At 58.9% G+C, this 18,325-nt stretch carries 15 protein-coding genes and 1 pseudogene; 11 read left to right on the forward strand and 5 right to left on the reverse strand.

Translation table 11 applies throughout. From position 1 onward, the window contains the following. Nucleotides 1-33 precede the first annotated feature (33 nt). Complete coding sequence (locus tag PSH88_RS02730) at nucleotides 34-774, reverse strand: ComF family protein (RefSeq protein WP_305424838.1); 741 nt, start codon at nucleotides 772-774, stop codon at nucleotides 34-36. 90 nt (nucleotides 775-864) lie between these two features. Here PSH88_RS02730 and bioB point away from each other — a divergent pair, with 90 nt between their 5' ends. From bioB to PSH88_RS02760, 6 genes are all read left to right on the forward strand, one after another. Continuing rightward, nucleotides 865-1,920: a biotin synthase BioB gene (gene bioB, locus PSH88_RS02735; protein ID WP_038981183.1), complete on the forward strand. Its 1,056-nt coding sequence runs from the start codon at nucleotides 865-867 to the stop codon at nucleotides 1,918-1,920. 186 nt (nucleotides 1,921-2,106) lie between these two features. Then, nucleotides 2,107-3,285, forward strand: coding sequence for an 8-amino-7-oxononanoate synthase (gene bioF, locus PSH88_RS02740; RefSeq protein ID WP_305424839.1), 1,179 nt, complete (start codon nucleotides 2,107-2,109; stop codon nucleotides 3,283-3,285). After that, nucleotides 3,278-4,009, forward strand: coding sequence for an alpha/beta fold hydrolase (locus tag PSH88_RS02745; protein ID WP_095052643.1), 732 nt, complete (start codon nucleotides 3,278-3,280; stop codon nucleotides 4,007-4,009). Before bioF ends, PSH88_RS02745 begins: the two co-directional genes overlap by 8 nt. Beyond that, nucleotides 4,002-4,814 (forward strand): malonyl-ACP O-methyltransferase BioC, encoded by an 813-nt coding sequence (bioC, locus tag PSH88_RS02750; protein WP_305424840.1) that lies wholly within the window; start codon nucleotides 4,002-4,004, stop codon nucleotides 4,812-4,814. The genes PSH88_RS02745 and bioC overlap by 8 nt, the downstream gene beginning before the upstream one ends. Then, nucleotides 4,811-5,491, forward strand: a complete 681-nt coding sequence (bioD, locus tag PSH88_RS02755) for a dethiobiotin synthase (protein WP_305424842.1) — start codon at nucleotides 4,811-4,813, stop codon at nucleotides 5,489-5,491. The genes bioC and bioD overlap by 4 nt, the downstream gene beginning before the upstream one ends. Before the next feature lie 121 nt (nucleotides 5,492-5,612). Next, nucleotides 5,613-5,909 carry a pyrroloquinoline quinone biosynthesis protein PqqE gene (locus PSH88_RS02760; protein ID WP_305424843.1) on the forward strand — a complete coding sequence of 99 codons (297 nt, stop codon included), beginning with the start codon at nucleotides 5,613-5,615 and terminating at the stop codon, nucleotides 5,907-5,909. Between the two features lie 72 nt (nucleotides 5,910-5,981). Here the strand turns inward: PSH88_RS02760 and PSH88_RS02765 are convergent, their stop codons facing one another. Further along, complete coding sequence (locus PSH88_RS02765) at nucleotides 5,982-7,235, reverse strand: delta-60 repeat domain-containing protein (protein WP_305424844.1); 1,254 nt, start codon at nucleotides 7,233-7,235, stop codon at nucleotides 5,982-5,984. Between the two features lie 317 nt (nucleotides 7,236-7,552). On the opposite strand from PSH88_RS02765, the gene PSH88_RS02770 reads away from it, so the two are divergent. From PSH88_RS02770 to PSH88_RS02785, 4 genes are all read left to right on the forward strand, one after another. Next, nucleotides 7,553-9,358 (forward strand): phenylacyl-CoA dehydrogenase, encoded by a 1,806-nt coding sequence (locus PSH88_RS02770; protein ID WP_305424845.1) that lies wholly within the window; start codon nucleotides 7,553-7,555, stop codon nucleotides 9,356-9,358. A 215-nt stretch (nucleotides 9,359-9,573) separates the two neighbouring features. Then, complete coding sequence (locus PSH88_RS02775; RefSeq protein ID WP_305483463.1) at nucleotides 9,574-10,863, forward strand: GGDEF domain-containing protein; 1,290 nt, start codon at nucleotides 9,574-9,576, stop codon at nucleotides 10,861-10,863. Nucleotides 10,864-10,953: 90 nt separating this feature from the next. Next, complete coding sequence (locus tag PSH88_RS02780; RefSeq protein ID WP_305424846.1) at nucleotides 10,954-12,750, forward strand: acyl-CoA dehydrogenase C-terminal domain-containing protein; 1,797 nt, start codon at nucleotides 10,954-10,956, stop codon at nucleotides 12,748-12,750. 186 nt (nucleotides 12,751-12,936) lie between these two features. After that, entirely contained in the window at nucleotides 12,937-14,715 is a 1,779-nt protein-coding gene (locus PSH88_RS02785) for an acyl-CoA dehydrogenase C-terminal domain-containing protein (RefSeq protein WP_305424847.1), read from the forward strand. 227 nt (nucleotides 14,716-14,942) lie between these two features. Here the strand turns inward: PSH88_RS02785 and PSH88_RS02790 are convergent. Beyond that, nucleotides 14,943-15,065: pseudogene (locus PSH88_RS02790) on the reverse strand (LysR family transcriptional regulator); the annotation flags it as partial. Nucleotides 15,066-15,167: 102 nt separating this feature from the next. Between PSH88_RS02790 and PSH88_RS02795 the strand changes: the two are divergent. Further along, nucleotides 15,168-15,326 (forward strand): YqaE/Pmp3 family membrane protein, encoded by a 159-nt coding sequence (locus PSH88_RS02795; RefSeq protein WP_007904205.1) that lies wholly within the window; start codon nucleotides 15,168-15,170, stop codon nucleotides 15,324-15,326. 57 nt (nucleotides 15,327-15,383) lie between these two features. Here PSH88_RS02795 and PSH88_RS02800 read toward each other — a convergent pair whose 3' ends face one another. Both PSH88_RS02800 and pqqE read right to left on the reverse strand, forming a co-directional pair. Next, complete coding sequence (locus PSH88_RS02800; protein ID WP_305483464.1) at nucleotides 15,384-17,216, reverse strand: S9 family peptidase; 1,833 nt, start codon at nucleotides 17,214-17,216, stop codon at nucleotides 15,384-15,386. Next, nucleotides 17,182-18,324 carry a pyrroloquinoline quinone biosynthesis protein PqqE gene (gene pqqE, locus PSH88_RS02805; protein WP_305426932.1) on the reverse strand — a complete coding sequence of 381 codons (1,143 nt, stop codon included), beginning with the start codon at nucleotides 18,322-18,324 and terminating at the stop codon, nucleotides 17,182-17,184. Before pqqE ends, PSH88_RS02800 begins: the two co-directional genes overlap by 35 nt. Nucleotide 18,325 lies beyond the last annotated feature (1 nt).

Raw genomic sequence — 18,325 nt, forward strand, 5'->3', positions numbered from 1 at the left:
AGGACGTTGGCGGCTTGGCGCACCAGAGTCAAGTCAGGCCCCATCGCCAGGTTTTGGGGTGCGGGCCAGGCAGTAGACGTCGACCTGCGCGGCGCCAGCCTCCATCAACAAGCGAGCCAAGGCCTGGGCGGTGGCGCCGGTGGTCAGCACGTCGTCGACCAATGCGAGGTGGCGACCCTTGATCGAAGCTGCGGGTGCCAGGGCAAAGGCGTGGCGCAGGTTCTTTTTACGGGCGTCGGCATTCAACTCTTGCTGCGCGCTGGTGTCCTGAACCCTCAGCAACAGCGTTTCATCACAAGGAATGTCGAGGCTGACGCTGAGCCAGCGGGCGAGCATCGCCGCTTGGTTGAAACCCCGCTGGCGCAGACGTTTGGAAGCCAGCGGTACCGGGATCAGCGCATCGGGCCGGTCCAGATCCTCATCGAAGCGATGTTGCAGGAACTGAGCGAGAAGTTCGGCGAGCAGGCGGCCAAATGGCCACTTTGCGCTGTGCTTGAAGCGGGTGATCAAACTGTCGACGGGAAAGCAGTAAGTCCAGGGCGCCGCGACTCGCTCGAAGGCCGGCGGATGTTTCAGGCATTGGCCGCACGTCAGGCCCGTGGCGGGCAAGGGCAGGGCGCAGGTTTGGCAGTGCTCGCCCAGCCAGGGCAGGTCGGTTTCGCAGGCCATACAGATTGGCCGGGTATCTTCGGTCGCTTCACTGCAGAGTAAGCAGTGTTGGTTATTGTTTAACCAGATGTAAACCGGTCCTACGTAACGTGGTTGACAGCGCATCGCTCTTCCTTAAATATGCCGAACATCCGTGTCGCGTCTGTGGGTATTCCATTCCCCAGCCGCTTGCCAAGCATAAACAAGGAAACGCCCATGAGCGCCAGCACCACTGCAACCCTGCGTCATGACTGGTCTTTGGCCGAAGTCAAAGCACTCTTCGTTCAGCCATTCAACGACCTGTTGTTCCAGGCGCAGACGGTGCACCGCGCGCATTTCGACGCCAACCGCGTGCAGGTCTCGACGCTGCTGTCGATCAAAACCGGTGCTTGCCCGGAAGATTGCAAATATTGTCCGCAGTCCGGCCACTACAACACGGGCCTGGAAAAAGAAAAACTGATGGAAGTGCAGAAGGTCCTCGAAGAGGCCGCTCGCGCCAAGGCCATCGGTTCGACCCGTTTCTGCATGGGCGCGGCGTGGAAACACCCGTCGGCCAAAGACATGCCGTACGTGCTGGAGATGGTCAAAGGCGTGAAAGCCATGGGCCTGGAAACCTGTATGACCCTGGGTCGTCTCGATCAGGACCAGACCGTCGCGCTGGCCGAAGCCGGCCTGGATTACTACAACCACAACCTCGACACCTCGCCCGAGTTCTACGGCAGCATCATTACCACCCGTACTTACAGCGAGCGCCTGCAAACCCTGGCCTACGTGCGTGATTCGGGGATGAAGATCTGCTCCGGCGGTATTCTCGGCATGGGCGAGTCCCTCGACGACCGCGCCAACCTGCTGATCCAGTTGGCCAACCTGCCGGAGCATCCAGAGTCGGTGCCGATCAACATGCTGGTGAAAGTCGCCGGTACGCCGCTGGAAAATGCCGACGACATCGACCCGTTCGACTTCATCCGCATGCTCGCTGTCGCCCGCATCCTGATGCCGAAATCCCACGTGCGCCTGTCCGCCGGCCGCGAAGCGATGAACGAGCAGATGCAGGCCCTGGCGTTCTTCGCCGGCGCCAACTCGATTTTCTACGGCGAAAAACTGCTGACCACCGCCAACCCGCAGGCGGACAAGGACATGCAACTGTTCTCACGTCTGGGCATCCTGCCGGAAGCGCGCGAAGAGCACGCCGATGAAGTGCATCAGGCTGCAATTGAGCAGGCACTGGTGGAGCAGAAGAGCAGCGAGCAGTTCTATAACGCTGCTGTCTGAGTTTTCTATCGTTTCGCCTATTGGAATGCGGTAAAAATGTGGGAGCTGGCTTGTCGGGTCGCCGCATCGCTGCGATAGCGGTCTGTCAGCCACATTGATGTTGAATGTGCTGCCGTCATCGCAGGCAAGCCAGCTCCCACATTAGATCGCATCCAGTCTCACGTTTTTTGATCTGCCGAGGTCTGCATGTCTTTCGATCTCAGCGCGCGCCTTGCTGCCCGTCGTGCCGAAAACCTTTATCGCCAGCGCCCGCTGCTCGAAAGCCCTCAGGGCCCTGAAGTGGTGGTCGATGGTCAGCCGTTGCTGGCGTTCTGTAACAACGATTACCTGGGCCTGGCCAATCACCCGCAAGTGATCGAAGCCTGGCGCGCCGGCGCGTCGCGCTGGGGCGTGGGCGGTGGCGCTTCGCATCTGGTGATCGGCCACAGCGGCCCGCATCACTCACTGGAAGAAGCCCTCGCCGAGTTCACCGGCCGCCCGCGAGCATTACTATTCACCACCGGTTACATGGCCAACCTCGGCGCGGTCACCGCACTGGTCGGGCAAGGCGATACGGTGCTGGAAGACCGACTCAATCACGCATCATTGCTGGATGCAGGGCTGTTGTCCGGTGCGCGTTTCAATCGCTATCTGCATAACGACGCGGCCAGTCTGGCCAAGCGCCTGGAGAAGGCCACCGGCAATACGCTGGTGGTCACCGATGGCGTGTTCAGCATGGACGGTGATATCGCCGACCTGCCGGCGCTGGCGCGGGAAGCCAAGGCCAAAGGCGCCTGGCTGATGGTCGATGACGCTCACGGTTTTGGTCCGCTGGGTGCCAATGGCGGCGGGATCGTCGAGCACTTCGGTCTGAGTCAGGAGGACGTGCCGGTGCTGGTCGGCACCCTCGGCAAGGCTTTCGGTACGGCCGGTGCTTTTGTGGCTGGCAGTGAAGAGCTGATCGAAAGCCTGATCCAGTTCGCTCGCCCTTACATCTACACCACCAGCCAACCGCCGGCACTGGCCTGCGCGACGCTGAAAAGCCTGGAGCTGTTGCGCAGCGAACACTGGCGACGTGAGCATCTGCAGACGCTGATTCGCCAGTTCCGCCAAGGCGCCGAACAGATTGGCCTGGAGTTGATGGACAGCTTCACGCCGATCCAGCCGATCATGATCGGCGATGCCGGGCGTGCGGTTCGACTGTCGCAGATGCTGCGCGAACGCGGGCTGATGGTGACTGCGATTCGTCCGCCGACCGTGCCCGCGGGCAGCGCACGTTTGCGCGTAACCCTGACCGCCGCTCACAGCGAGGCGCAGGTACAGCTATTGTTAAATGGACTGGCCGATTGTTTTCAACAACTGGGACCGGAGCCAAGCCATGCGTGATCGTCTGATTCTGCTACCGGGTTGGGGCCTCGGGATTTCGCCGCTGGAACCCTTGGCGGCGGCCTTGCAGGGTTTGGATGAGCACCTGCGAGTCGAGATCGAGCCGTTGCCGGAACTGGAGTCGAGCGATCTTGAAGAATGGCTCGATGAGTTGGACTCGACGTTGCCACAGGATGCCTGGCTCGGTGGCTGGTCATTGGGCGGCATGCTGGCGTCCGAATTGGCGGCGCGACGCGGTGACCGCTGCTGCGGCTTGGTGACCCTGGCGAGTAACCCTTCCTTTGTCGCCCATGAACAATGGTCGAGCGCGATGCCCGGCGAAACCTTCGATGCGTTTCTGGCCGGCTGCAAGGCTGACTCGCGCATGACGTTGAAACGTTTTTCGCTGCTGTGCGCCCAAGGTGCCGAAGACCCGCGCGGGATATCGCGACTGTTGCTCGCTGGCGCACCGCATACGTCTTCACCGGTGCTAATGAGCGGCCTGGAGTTGCTTGCCCAACTGGATACCCGGCAAGCGTTGCAAGCGTTTCGCGGCCCGCAATTGCACTTGTTCGCCGGCCTCGACGGGCTGGTCCCGGCCGAAGCAGCGGGGGACCTGCTGGCACTGCTGCCGGATGTCGAAATCGGTCTGATTGAACAGGCCAGTCACGCGTTTCTTCTGGAAGACCCCCACGGTGTGGCGGGGGCGATTCAGGCCTTTTTGCATGAGTTCGGTGATGACTGATTTATCCCTTCCCAACCTGCCCGGCGGCTTGCCCGACAAACGCCAGGTGGCGGCATCCTTTTCCCGTGCGGCGGCGAGCTACGACAGCGTGGCCGAACTGCAGCGCGACGTGGGCAGCGAGTTGTTGCGTCGGTTACCGGAAGATTTTGTCCCAGCTCGTTGGCTGGATATGGGCTGCGGCACCGGGTATTTCAGCCGAGCCTTGGCGGAGAAGTTTCCTGCGAGTGCTGGCGTGGCGTTGGACATCGCAGAAGGCATGCTCAATCACGCCCGGCCCTTGGGCGGCGCGACTCATTTCATCGCGGGCGATGCCGAGCGCTTGCCGTTGCAGGATTCGACCTGCGACCTGGTCTTCTCCAGCCTGGCAGTGCAATGGTGCGCGGATTTCGCCTCGGTGCTCAATGAAGCGTATCGGGTGCTGAAACCGGGCGGAATTTTCGCGTTTGCTAGTCTGTGTGTAGGCACGCTGTACGAATTGCGCGACAGCTGGCGTCAGGTGGATGGCATGGTGCACGTCAACCGCTTCCGCGAGTTCGGTGTTTACCAACAGCTTTGCGCGGGCAGCGGCTTGAAGGTCGCCAGCCTCGAAACACATCCGCATGTGTTGCATTACCCTGATGTCCGCAGCCTGACCCATGAGCTGAAGGCGCTTGGGGCGCATAACCTGAACCCCGGTCGGCCGGGTGGTTTGACCGGCAGGGCGCGGATCCTCGGCCTGATCGAGGCTTACGAGCAATTTCGTCAGGCACAGGGACTGCCGGCGACTTATCAAGTGGTTTACGCCGTGTTGGAGAAACCCTTATGAGCGCAGCCTATTTCATCGCCGGCACTGACACCGATGTCGGCAAGACCACCGTTGCCGCGGGTCTGCTGCATGCCGCGCGATTGTCGGGTTTGAGCACGGCGGCGGGCAAGCCGGTGGCCTCCGGCTGCGACCTGACGCCCAAGGGATTGCGCAACGCCGATGCGCTGGCACTGCTGGCCGAGTGTTCGATACCGTTGACCTACGATCAGGTCAATCCGGTCGCGTTCGAGCCTGCGATCGCACCGCATCTGGCGGCGCGGGAGGCCGGCGTGGCGTTGACCGTGCAATCACTGTTGACACCGATGCGGCAGATTCTCGATATGCACGCGGACTTCACCTTGATCGAAGGCGCTGGCGGCTGGCGAGTGCCGTTGGCGGATCAGGACAATCTGTCGGACCTGGCCATGGCGCTGGGTCTGCCGGTGATCCTGGTGGTCGGCGTACGGCTGGGTTGCATCAATCATGCACTGCTGACAGCCGAGGCGATCGCACGGGATGGTTTGCAGTTGGCAGGGTGGGTGGCCAACATCATTGATCCGAAGACCTCGCGCCTGGAAGAGAACCTCGCGACGCTGGCCGAACGCATTCCCGCGCCGTGTCTGGGGCGGGTGCCGAAACTCAAATCGGTGACAGTTGAAGCAGTGGCTGAACATCTGCAGCTGGATCTATTGGACTGAGATTGTTGGCTTGGGGTTTTACCTATGACAAGGCACTGTGCCATTAGTGTTTTTGTCGGGCCTTTTGTCGGCGTGTCTGGTTCAATGGCCGCTGTTGATCCTTTGTCAGACGAGTTCCCCCATGGAAATCTCAGGAAACACCGCTTTTTATGCCGGTCTGAGCACTATTCAGACAGGGCAGAACCGTGTCGATCAGGCTTCGGGGCAGATCGCCAACAACACCATCGAGCGTTCGGTCACCAGTCAGTCCTCCGAGATTCAGGTCGATCGTCTGCGTGCGGTAGACCGCAGCCAGCAATCGGATCTGGCCAGCAATATGGTCGAGATGTCTCAAGGAAAACTCCAAGTGGAACTGGGCGTTAAAGTCGCCAAGGCATCCGATGAAATGCTTGGTACGTTGATCGATACCTTCGCCTGATTCTGTTTACCCGGCCAAACAAACAGCCGGGCAAACATCCTTCATCGAAAACGCGCAGATTTGAATCGGGGGTCATTCGGCCAACAGCCCGATTACTCTGGGCTCTCCTGTCGAAGATCCCCCGCTGCTACCCGATACGACGATCCGCTTACTTGATTGGATTGCCACATCCCAGTAATCGCCGGGGCTGTTAAACCAAGCGAAATCCTCCGGTTGTCCCTCTGGAGAAAATCGCTGTTTGGCCATGAAGAGTTCATTGCCCGGAGTCTCCCAGCGTACGTAGCCCACGACGACAATTTTTCCGTCCGCTTGCACCGCTGCCGCACGCCAGCGCACATCGGCATCTTTGCGAGAGGTGAGAGCCGGCGAGCCGGCGTTAAACTGCTGGTCGTTGCTGCCATCGGCATTGAGTCTGGTCAGTAGACCCCAATCCCTGCCGTCTGCCCCCCTTGTCCAGGTTGCGAAAATGACCTTGTCGTCCGACTGTAGGCAGCTGAGTGAATCGCTAAATAGAAAGTCGCTGGCGATGGTGCTTTTGGGCGATTCTGCCAACTTCAGGGAAATATCGCTGAAACCATCCGTTCCGAAAGTTGTATCAAGGTTTCCTTCTACGCTGTATCGCGCGCCCGCCCCGCATCTTTCTTTTTGCGCATCAAAGTAGAGGCCTGTGACGATAATCTTACCGTCACGCTGAACGTGAACCATACGGGCAAAGCTGTCCCTTTGTTTGAACTTGATATCGATGAAACCTTGGCCATTGCCGAACCCGGTATCCGGTTCTCCGTTGCTTTGCAGGCGGTACAGGCGACTCACGGGCGTTCCAAGGGAGTAGTTGACGTAATAGTTGGCGACGATGAGTATCTTTTGATCGTCTTGCAGGCAGCCATCAACGAACTTATGGGGAACCACTGGCGCGAATGAATTATCCGGCCCCGTTCTGATCCGGTTACCAAAAATAAGGTCGGGACTGCCATTGGGGTGAAAACGTCGCACGCCAGGTCGGCGAACATTGTCTTTTTTCGATTCGCCAATCAGGACGATTTTTCCGTCTTTTTGCAGTAACAACCGCATCGGAATGGATTGGTCGCCTGTTTCGAATTGACTTGTGGTGGGTACGAAACCCTCGTCAACGTCACCATCCATCAGCAGGCGAGCGAGAAGAAATTCTTTCCCGATTCTTGATGCATGGGTCAAGCGTCCAGACTCGTCAGAGACGATGGCATGCGTCACACCAGATTCTTTGCTGGGTATGACTATGCCGTTGTCGCCAAAATTCGGGTCAGGCGAACCGGGCTCTGGCACGTCAGCGTTTGGTTGATTGTCCATCTCAAATCCCCTCCATAGGCGATCCTCAGGAAGGTCAATCATTGACCCCGCGAGAGCCTATAGTCAGTAGACGCCTTTTCGTTATTTCGTGAACCTGTAAGAACTGATAGGGCGGCAGGCTTTATTGGCCATTTGCAGTGTCGATCAGGCCAGTTTTCTGTGACCATTTTCATCGCAGGTATTAGCGATGACGAACGGCAAAAGATCGGCGCTTGACAAGAATTGGGCGTAAACGTATGTTTCAAACAACTGTTTGACCGTCACAGCAAATCAACGCGGTCGTTCATTCCCGGTTACATCAGCAGAGGTTTATCGCTATGCCTGACTACAAGGCCCCCTTGCGTGATATTCGCTTCGTTCGTGACGAACTGCTCGGCTACGAAGCGCACTATCAGAGCCTTCCGGCTTGTGCAGACGCAACTCCGGACATGGTTGACGCCATTCTCGAAGAAGGCGCCAAGTTTTGTGAGCAGGTGCTGGCTCCGCTGAACCGCGTGGGTGACACCGAAGGCTGCACCTGGAGCGAGTCCGGCGTTAAAACCCCGACTGGTTTCAAAGAAGCCTACAAGCAATTCGTTGAAGGCGGCTGGCCAAGCCTGGCTCACGACGTAGAGCACGGCGGCCAAGGCCTGCCAGAGTCTCTGGGTCTGGCCGTCAGCGAAATGGTTGGCGAAGCCAACTGGTCGTGGGGCATGTACCCAGGCCTGTCCCATGGCGCGATGAACACCATTTCCGAGCACGGCACGCCTGAGCAGCAAGAGGCTTACCTGACCAAACTGGTTTCCGGCGAATGGACCGGCACCATGTGCCTGACCGAACCACACTGCGGCACTGACCTGGGCATGCTGCGCACCAAGGCCGAGCCTCAGGCCGACGGTTCCTACAAAGTTTCCGGAACCAAGATCTTCATCTCGGCCGGCGAACACGACATGGCCGACAACATCGTCCACATCGTTCTGGCACGTCTGCCGGATGCACCGGCCGGCACCAAAGGCATTTCGCTGTTCATCGTTCCGAAATTCCTGCCGAACGCAGACGGTTCGATCGGCGCACGCAACGCTGTGAGCTGCGGTTCCCTGGAACACAAGATGGGTATCCACGGTAACGCCACCTGCGTGATGAACTTCGACGCGGCCACCGGTTACCTGATCGGCCCGGCGAACAAAGGCCTGAACTGCATGTTCACTTTCATGAACACCGCACGTCTGGGGACCGCGCTGCAAGGTCTGGCGCACGCCGAGATCGGCTTCCAGGGCGGCCTGAAATACGCTCGCGATCGCCTGCAAATGCGCTCCCTGACTGGCCCGAAAGCGCCGGACAAAGCCGCTGACCCGATCATCGTTCACCCTGACGTACGTCGCATGCTGTTGACCATGAAGGCGTTCGCCGAAGGCAACCGTGCGATGGTTTACTTCACCGCCAAGCAAGTCGACATCGTCAAGTACGGCGTAGATGAAGAAGAGAAGAAGAAAGCTGACGCGCTGCTGGCGTTCATGACGCCGATCGCCAAAGCCTTCATGACTGAAGTCGGTTTCGAATCCGCTAACCACGGCGTACAAATCTACGGCGGCCACGGCTTCATCGCCGAGTGGGGCATGGAGCAGAACGTTCGCGACAGCCGCATTTCGATGCTGTATGAAGGCACCACCGGTATCCAGGCACTCGACCTGCTGGGCCGTAAAGTGTTGATGACTCAAGGCGAAGCGCTCAAAGGCTTCACCAAGATCGTCCACAAGTTCTGCCAGACCAACGAAGGTAACGACGCGGTCAAAGAGTTCGTCGGGCCATTGGCTGCGCTGAACAAAGAGTGGGGCGAACTGACCATGAAGGTCGGTATGGCCGCCATGAAAGACCGCGAAGAAGTCGGCGCCGCGTCGGTGGACTACCTGATGTACTCCGGTTACGCCTGCCTTGCCTACTTCTGGGCTGACATGGCGCGTCTGGCTACCGAGAAACTGGCTGCCGGCACCACCGAAGAGGCGTTCTACACCGCCAAGCTGCAGACTGCGCGCTTCTACTTCCAGCGTATCCTGCCGCGTACCCGCACTCACGTTGTAACCATGCTGTCGGGTGCCAACAACCTGATGGACATGAAAGAAGAAGACTTCGCACTGGGTTACTAAGTCCTACGCAGTCCTTCATAAAGCCGCTGCTTCCTCGGGAGCAGCGGCTTTTTTGTGCCCGACGCGCCTGCAAATATTCCTGACTAAAACGCTAAGAAGAACGACTTTGCTGCCGTTAAAGAGGATGGCGATGTGACACACGTCACATCGTATGTGCTTAATTGCCCCAAGTGCAGGCACAATGCCATCTTGTTTGCCGGGTCGGAGCTTTACCCTTGCCGCGTTCTTCCGCTGTACGTTTCAGTCACTTTTTGCCATCGCTGCTGTTGTTGCTTGCGGGGCTTGCGGCTGCCTACGTCAAGGATCTCAACGTCTTCTTCACCTCGCTGTTCAACGTGTTGCCTACTCTGGTGCTGTTGCTCGGCGGGGCGTATTGCGCGGTTTACCGACGTCAGCGTGAACTGTTTCTGATGGTCACGGTGTACATCGCCTACTTCCTGCTCGACACCCAGACCGATTACTACCGCGACAACGGCAAGGTTCGTGAAGACGCCGCGGTGGTGTTCCATCTGTGCTGTCTGTTGTTGCCGTTGCTGTTTGGCTTGTTCGCCGCCTGGCAAGAGCGTACTCACCTGTTCCAGGACATGGTGGCGCGCTTCGCTGTGTTGCTGGCGTTCGGTAGCGTTGCGCTGGGGCTGGAGCAAAGTTACCCACAGGCGCTGCTGATGTGGTTGTCAGAGATCCGCTGGCCAGCCCTGCATGGTGCCTGGATGAGCCTGATCCAGTTGTCCTACCCGGTATTCATCGCCTCGTTCCTGTTACTGGCCTGGCAATACTGGCGCAACCCAAGACCCTTGCATGCTGCGCAATTGGTGGGGCTGTTGGGATTGTTCTGGATGTTGCCGAAAACCTTCATCCTGCCATTCACCCTGAACATCATGTGCAGCCAGGTGATGTTGATGATTGCCGCGGCGGTTGCCCATGAGGCCTATCAGATGGCGTTCCGCGATGAGCTCACCGGTCTGCCCGGCCGTCGCGCGCTGAACGAGCGCATGCAGCGGCTGGGGCGCAATTATGTACTGGCCATGGGCGACGTCGATCACTTCAAGAAATTCAACGACACACATGGTCACGATGTCGGCGACCAAGTGCTGCGACTGGTCGCCAGCAAGCTGTCGAAAATCAGCGGGGGCGGCAGGGCATATCGCTACGGCGGTGAGGAATTTGCCCTGGTGTTCGCAGGCAAGACTCTTGAAGAGTGCATGCCGCACCTGGAAGTCATTCGCGAATCCATCGCCACCTACAACATCCAGCTGCGCAATCAGGACAACCGTCCCCAGGATGACCAGCAGGGACGCCAGCGCCGCGCCGGTTCAGGCGCCTCGAGTGTATCGGTCACCGTCAGCATCGGTGTCGCCGAGCGGTTGGAGCAGCGCACGCCGGAAGAAGTGCTCAAATCCGCTGACCAGGCGCTCTACAGCGCCAAAGGCGCGGGGCGAAACTGTGTGATGGCTTTCGGTCAGAACCGTCGTGGCGCGGTGCGCATGGACGCCGCTGCGGGTTGAGTGATGATGGCGCATTCAGCGTCTGGACTGTGATTGTGAGGCGTAGTGCGCGGCAGTAGGTTTGAGCAATCTGCTGCCGGAGAAATGACCATGCCCGAGTACAAAGCTCCCCTGCGCGATATGCGCTTTCTGATCGACCACGTCTTCGATTTCCACAGCAACTATGCCGCGCTGGGCGCCACCGATGCCAGCCCGGACATGATCAATGCGATCCTTGAAGAAGGCGCGAAATTCTGTGAGAACGTTCTCGCACCGCTGAATCGCAGCGGCGACGAAGAAGGCTGTCATTTCGACAACGGCGTGGTCACAACGCCTACAGGTTTCAAGCAGGCTTTCGCACAATACGTTGAAGGCGGCTGGCATGGTCTGGCGGCGGATCCGGTTTACGGTGGCCAAGGTTTGCCAAGTTCTTTGGGGCTGGTCATCAGCGAAATGGTCGGTTCCAGCAATACCTCTTGGGGCATGTATCCCGGCCTGACTCACGGTGCGATGTCGGCAATTCACGCCCATGGCACCGAAGAGCAGAAACAAACCTACCTGAGCAAGCTCACCGCTGGTCAATGGACCGGCACCATGTGCCTGACCGAAGCCCATTGCGGCACCGATCTGGGCATCATCAAGACCCGCGCCGTGCCTCAGGCCGATAGCAGTTACGCGATCTCCGGCAGCAAGATCTTTATCTCCGCTGGCGAGCACGACATGAGTGACAACATCATTCACCTGGTGTTGGCCAAACTGCCGGACGCTCCTGCCGGTACCAAGGGTATTTCGCTGTTTATCGTTCCTAAATTCCTACCCGATGCCGAGGGCGAGGCGGGCGAGCGCAACGGCGTTTCCTGCGGCTCGATCGAACACAAAATGGGCATCAAGGCCTCGGCCACCTGCGTGCTCAATTTCGATGAAGCCAAGGGTTTCTTGATCGGTGAGCCGAACAAGGGCCTGAACTGCATGTTCACCATGATGAACCACGCGCGGCTCGGCACCGGCATGCAAGGTCTGTGTCTGGGTGAGGCAAGTTTCCAGGGCGCGATCAAATATGCCAACGACCGCCTGCAGATGCGTTCGCTGACCGGCCCGAAAGCACCGGAAAAAGTCGCGGACCCGATCATTGTTCATCCCGATGTGCGCAGGATGTTGCTGACCATGAAGGCTTTCAACGAAGGCAACCGGGCACTGACCTACTTCACCGCGCAGTTGCTGGACGTCGCTCACCTGAGCCCGGATGAAACGGCGCGCCAGGATGCCGAAGACCTGTTGGCGTTCCTGACGCCGATCTGCAAAGCCTTTATGACCGACACCGGGCTGGAGGTGACCAACCTCGGCATGCAGGTGTTTGGCGGCCACGGTTTCATTCGTGAGTGGGGCATGGAACAACTGGTTCGCGACTGCCGGATCGCGCCGATCTACGAAGGCACCAACGGCATTCAGGCGCTGGACTTGCTTGGGCGCAAAGTCCTTGGCAGTCAGGGAAAACTGCTGCGCGGTTTCACCAAAATCGTCCACAAGTTCTGTGCGGCAAACGCTGAACATCCGCAACTCGGCAGCTATGTGGCGCAACTCAATGGTCTGAATCAGCAGTGGGGCGAGTTGACCACCAAGGTCGGCATGGCGGCGATGAAAAATCCGGATGAAGTCGGCGCCGCCTCGGTGGATTACCTGATGTACAGCGGCTACATCATCCTCGGCTACCTGTGGTTACGCATGGCGTTGGTGGCTCAGGCGCAGTTGGAGGCGGGTGGTGGTGATGCCGATTACTGCCAGGGCAAACTGGCGACCAGTGAGTTTTACTTCAAGCGTTTGCTGCCGCGCACTGCGTCTCATCGGGCGGCCATCGAGGCGGGCAGCGATTGTCTAATGAAGCTGCCGGCGGAGTTGTTTGCACTCTAATCATTCAAATCAGCCATAAAGAAGCCCGCCTTGCTGCGGGCTTCTTTATGGAGAACAAGTCAGTGACTAAAAATAACAAAACAGTCATGAGTCGACCCTATGTGTCGTAAAAGTTGTTGAGGTACACTCGGACGCAACGAAATCACTATTCTACGAACCACCTGTTTAGATCTTGCGAGGTTTGCCATGGCTGACTACAAAGCGCCCCTGCGCGATATGCGCTTCGTCCTCAATGAAGTTTTCGAGGTCGCCAAACTCTGGGCCGAACTGCCTGCGCTGGCCGAGACCGTCGATGCGGAAACGGTTGAAGCCATTCTCGAAGAAGCCGGCAAGGTCACCAGCAAAAGCATCGCGCCACTGAGCCGTGCAGCTGACGAAGAAGGTTGCCGCTGGGCCGACGGTGCCGTCACCACCCCGGCCGGTTTCCCACAGGCGTATCAGACTTACGCTGAAGGCGGTTGGGTCGGTGTCGGTGGCGATCCGACCTATGGCGGCATGGGCATGCCCAAGGCTGTTTCGGCTCAGGTCGAAGAAATGGTCAACTCTGCAAGCCTGTCGTTCGGTCTGTACCCGATGCTGACCGCCGGTGCCTGCTTGTCGATTAACGCCCACGCCAGCGAAGAGCTGAAAGCTGCATACCTGCCAAACATGTACGCCGGTGTCTGGGCCGGCTCAATGTGCCTGACCGAGCCGCATGCCGGTACTGACCTGGGGATCATCCGCACTAAGGCCGAGCCTCAGGCCGACGGTTCCTACAAAGTCAGTGGCACCAAAATCTTCATCACCGGCGGTGAGCATGACCTGACCGAGAACATCATCCATCTGGTACTGGCCAAACTGCCGGACGCACCGGCGGGGCCGAAAGGTATTTCGCTGTTCCTGGTGCCGAAGTTTATGGTCAATGCCGATGGCAGCCTGGGCGCGCGTAACCCGGCGAACTGCGGTTCGATCGAACACAAGATGGGCATCCAGGCGTCCGCGACCTGTGTGATGAACTTCGACGAAGCCGTGGGTTACCTGGTCGGCGAGCCGAACAAAGGCCTGGCGGCGATGTTCACCATGATGAACTACGAGCGTCTGGGCGTTGGCATCCAGGGCTTGGCCACTGGCGAGCGCTCGTACCAGAACGCTATTGAATACGCTCGCGACCGTCTGCAAAGCCGCTCCCCGACCGGCGCGCAGAACAAGGACAAGGTGGCTGACCCGATCATCGTCCACCCGGACGTGCGTCGCATGCTGCTGACCATGAAAGCCTCGAACGAAGGCGGCCGTGCCTTCTCCACTTACGTGGCGATGCAGCTGGACACCGCCAAATTCAGCGAAGACGCCGCCACCCGCAAGCGCGCAGAAGATCTGGTTGCACTGCTGACGCCGGTGGCCAAGGCCTTCCTGACCGACCTGGGTCTGGAAACCACGGTTCACGGCCAACAGATTTTTGGCGGTCACGGCTACATCCGTGAGTGGGGCCAGGAGCAACTGGTTCGTGATGTACGGATCACTCAGATCTACGAAGGCACCAACGGTATTCAGGCGCTGGACCTTGTCGGGCGCAAGATTGTCGGCAGCGGCGGGGCGTTCTACAAACTGTTCGCCGACGAGATTCGTCATTTTACCGCGACGGCCAACGCTGACCTGGCGGAGTTCACTCAGCCGCTGAACGATGCGGTGGACACCCTCGACGAACTGACCGCGTGGTTGCTGGATCGGGCGAAAAACAACCCGAACGAAATCGGCGCTGCTTCGGTCGAGTATCTGCAAGCATTCGGTTACATGGCCTACGCCTACATGTGGGCACTGATGGCCAAGGCAGCCGTAGGTAAAGAAGCGCAGGACGATTTCTATGCGAGCAAACTCGGTACGGCGCGGTTTTATTTCGCACGTCTGCTGCCGCGTATTCACTCGTTGAGCGCGTCGGTAAAGGCGGGCAGCGAATCGCTGTTTCTGCTGGACGCAGGACAATTCTGATCCTTTGACGTTATGTAAGCTTTCTCTTACATAACGTGCTGCTGTTTTCCCATAGGCGAAGATTGGATCCAGAGCTAATCTACTTCACATGGACGTCGCGCAGGAAGCGCAAAGCAACAACACGGACACGTAGGATTCTGCCAGGATGGCGGAGTGAAATGGATGTCAGGGAAACAGTCTGCAAAGCCCCGCTTCGGCGGGGTTTTCTTTTGCCTGGAAAAAAGTACTCAGTGCAACCCGTCCAGTGTCGCCGGGCCATTCAAGTGGTCATCCGGCCCATTCATCACTTCTTCCAGCAATGTCCGCAACAACGTCAGCGAAGCCTGTTGCCGCTGCACATCCCGACACATCTCGAATACTGGCCTTGAAGAGCCGCAATGAACCCTGAAGAACGCCGCAGGTCGATTAGCTGTATGGTTTCACAAGAGCCAACTTCAATCAGGAGCTACCCCATGGACTTTATTCGAATCATCATCGCCATTCTGTTGCCGCCACTGGGTGTGTTTCTGCAAGTCGGTTTCGCTGGGGCATTCTGGCTGAATATTCTGCTGACATTGTGCGGTTACATTCCGGGGATCGTGCATGCGGTGTACATCATCGCCAAGCGCTGAGTTTTGCCGCGCCGGTTAGATCGCATTCGCGAGCAATACCTGCACTGAGCGCAGACTTCAGCCCGCGAGCGCCATCACCCTTTGATAAAACAACCACTCCTGCTCCAGCGCATGGGCCTGATTGCCGGCCTTGCGAAAGCCATGGCGTTCGTCGGCGTAGTAATGTGCTTCGACCAGAATGCCGTTGTCCTGTAGCGCAGTGACCATGTCGCGGGTCTGTTGTGGCACCACCACAGCGTCTAGTTCACCCTGAAAGAAAATCACCGGAACGCTGATATTGCTCGCGTGCAGCAATGGCGTGCGCGCGGCGTAGCGTTCGGCGTCCTGCACCGGGTCGCCGATCAACCAATCCAGATAATCGCCTTCGAACTTGTGCGTTGCGCGGCCTAGCGCAACGGGGTCGCTGACGCCATACAGGCTGGCGCCCGCACGAAAGACCTTGTGAAAGGCCAGTGCGCACAACGTGGTGTAGCCACCGGCACTTCCTCCACGGATAAACGCTTTGTCGCCGTCGATCAGTCCACGTTTGGCAAGGTAGTCCACCACCGCACAGGCATCTTCCACATCCACATCGCCCCAGCTCATATGCAGCGCCTGGCGATAAGGGCGGCCATAGCCGCTGCTGCCTCGGTAGTTGAGATCGGCCACGGCAAAGCCGCGTTGTGCCCAATACTGGATCCGCGGGTCGAACATCGGGTAGCAGGCGGAAGTCGGGCCGCCGTGAATGAACACCACCAACGGCGATTTCGTGTCACCGGTCATCGCTGGGTAGAAGAAACCGTGGGCCTCGCCCGAACCACTCGGATAGCGCAGGGGTTGCGGGCGGCTGATCTGTTCGGCGAGCAGCGGTGCAACACCGCCGGCGAGTGTCTTCACCTGCCGGTTCTGGCGGTCAATGGCAATCACCGTCGACGAACTGACCGGCGAAGCGGCGATGCAGTAGATGAACTGCTCATCCTGTGCGAGATGGCGGAAGCGGCTGTAGTCGCCAGTGAAATCATCACAGGAACCATCGCCATGACAAAGCCCCAGTCGACCAAAACCGCCTTCGGTCCAACTCGCCAGATAACTGTCTTCGCCCAACGGCAACCAGGTGCAACCACCCAGTTGCCAAGGCGCCGGTCCATGGTCGGCATCGACACTTGGCAGTGGGCTCAGACCGTTGCCCGACTCCACCCACGGCTGCCAGAAACCGCCGCGATCGGTCAGACAAAACAAACGGCCGCGGTCATCGAATCGTGGTTGTTGCAGTGACTCCTGAGCACCGTCGCCGGCCACACATCGCGGTGGCGCAAAGGTGTGATCACTCTGGCGTTCGGCAACCATCAGGCGAGTCGCGGTCCAGGGCTGATCCGGGCGACTCCACTCGATCCAGGCCAGACGCTGACCGTCAGGGCTCACGGTCGGTGCAGCGTAGAAATCGGCGCCTTCGACCAACAGATGACGTTGGCCGTCAGCCAGATCGATAGCCACCAGGCGATGTCGATCGCGGTTCTCTTCCACCGCCAGCACCTGCCCGCTGGCGAAGTGCAAATCGCCGTAGCGGCATTCACTTGAAGTCAGCACCTCAGGCGCCTCACCCGTCAGCGATTGCCGGTACAGCTGCTGGTCTGCCTCGTTGACGAAAACAAGCCCGTCATCGGTCAGACAAAACGCGCCGCCGCCATATTCGTACACCCGGCTGCGCACACTGAAGGGGGGCGGCGTCAGGCAATGAGCCTGGCCGTCGCGCCACCGCCAGATCCGGCAGGCGGCGTCCTTGGGCCGGTATTCGTTCCAGAACAGGCCATGCATGCCGACTTGCAACTCGGCGAAGTCGATGCCGGCCGCGACAGCCCTGGCGGCGCTTAAGGGTTCAGCTTTTGGCGATGAGGCGTGAGTTTCGTTCATTGCGAAAGGCCAGTTGTTCAATGGTCTGGGTCGCGTGTTCGGCTTCTTCGCGGGCCTTGAGAATCACGCCGTGATGTTCCGACTTGCTGCACACCGGGTCGGCGTTGCTCGCGTCACCCGTGAGCATGAACGCCTGACAGCGGCAGCCGCCGAAGTCTTTTTCTTTCTCGTCGCAGGAGCGGCACGGCTCGGGCATCCAGTCGTAACCGCGAAAGCGGTTGAAACCGAACGAGTCATACCAGATGTGCTGCATGCTGTGGTCGCGCACGTTGGGAAACTGCACCGGCATCTGTCGGGCGCCGTGACAGGGCAGGGCGGTTCCGTCCGGCGTGACGGTCAGAAAGATACTGCCCCAACCGTTCATGCAGGCTTTCGGACGTTCTTCGTAATAGTCCGGCGTAACGAAAATCAGCTTGCACGGATGCCCTTCGGCTTCCAGTTTGGCGCGGTATTCGTTGGTGATGCGTTCGGCGCGAACCAATTGTTCTTTGGTCGGCAACAGGCCAACCCGATTGAGCTGCGCCCAGCCGTAAAACTGGCACGTCGCGAGTTCGACGAAGTCCGCTTCAAGGGCGATGCACAGTTCGATGATTCGGTCGATCTTGTCGATGTTGTGCCGATGGGTGACGAAGTTCAGCACCATCGGGTAACCGTGAGCCTTCACTGCGCGAGCCATTTCGAGCTTTTGCGCGAAGGCCTTTTTTGAGCCGGCCAAGAGGTTATTCACCTGCTCGTCACTGGCCTGGAAACTGATCTGGATGTGGTCCAGACCGGCCTTTTTGAAGTCGCTGATTTTCTGCTCGGTCAGGCCGATGCCGGAGGTGATCAGGTTGGTGTAGAAACCCAGCTTGCGCGCTTCAAAGATCAACTCGGCGAGGTCTTGACGCACCAGCGGCTCACCGCCAGAAAAACCCAGCTGCGCCGCGCCCATCTCCCGAGCTTCGCGAAAGACCTTGATCCACTGCTCGGTGGTCAGCTCTTTGCCCTGCTCGGCGAAATCCAGCGGATTGGAGCAGTACGGGCATTGCAACGGGCAGCGATAGGTCAGCTCGGCCAGCAACCACAGTGGCAGGCCGATTTCAGGCTTGGGCGGTAACTTGTCTGACACG

It is taken from the genome of Pseudomonas wuhanensis, from assembly GCF_030687395.1.
GTDB classification, from domain to species: domain Bacteria; phylum Pseudomonadota; class Gammaproteobacteria; order Pseudomonadales; family Pseudomonadaceae; genus Aquipseudomonas; species Aquipseudomonas wuhanensis.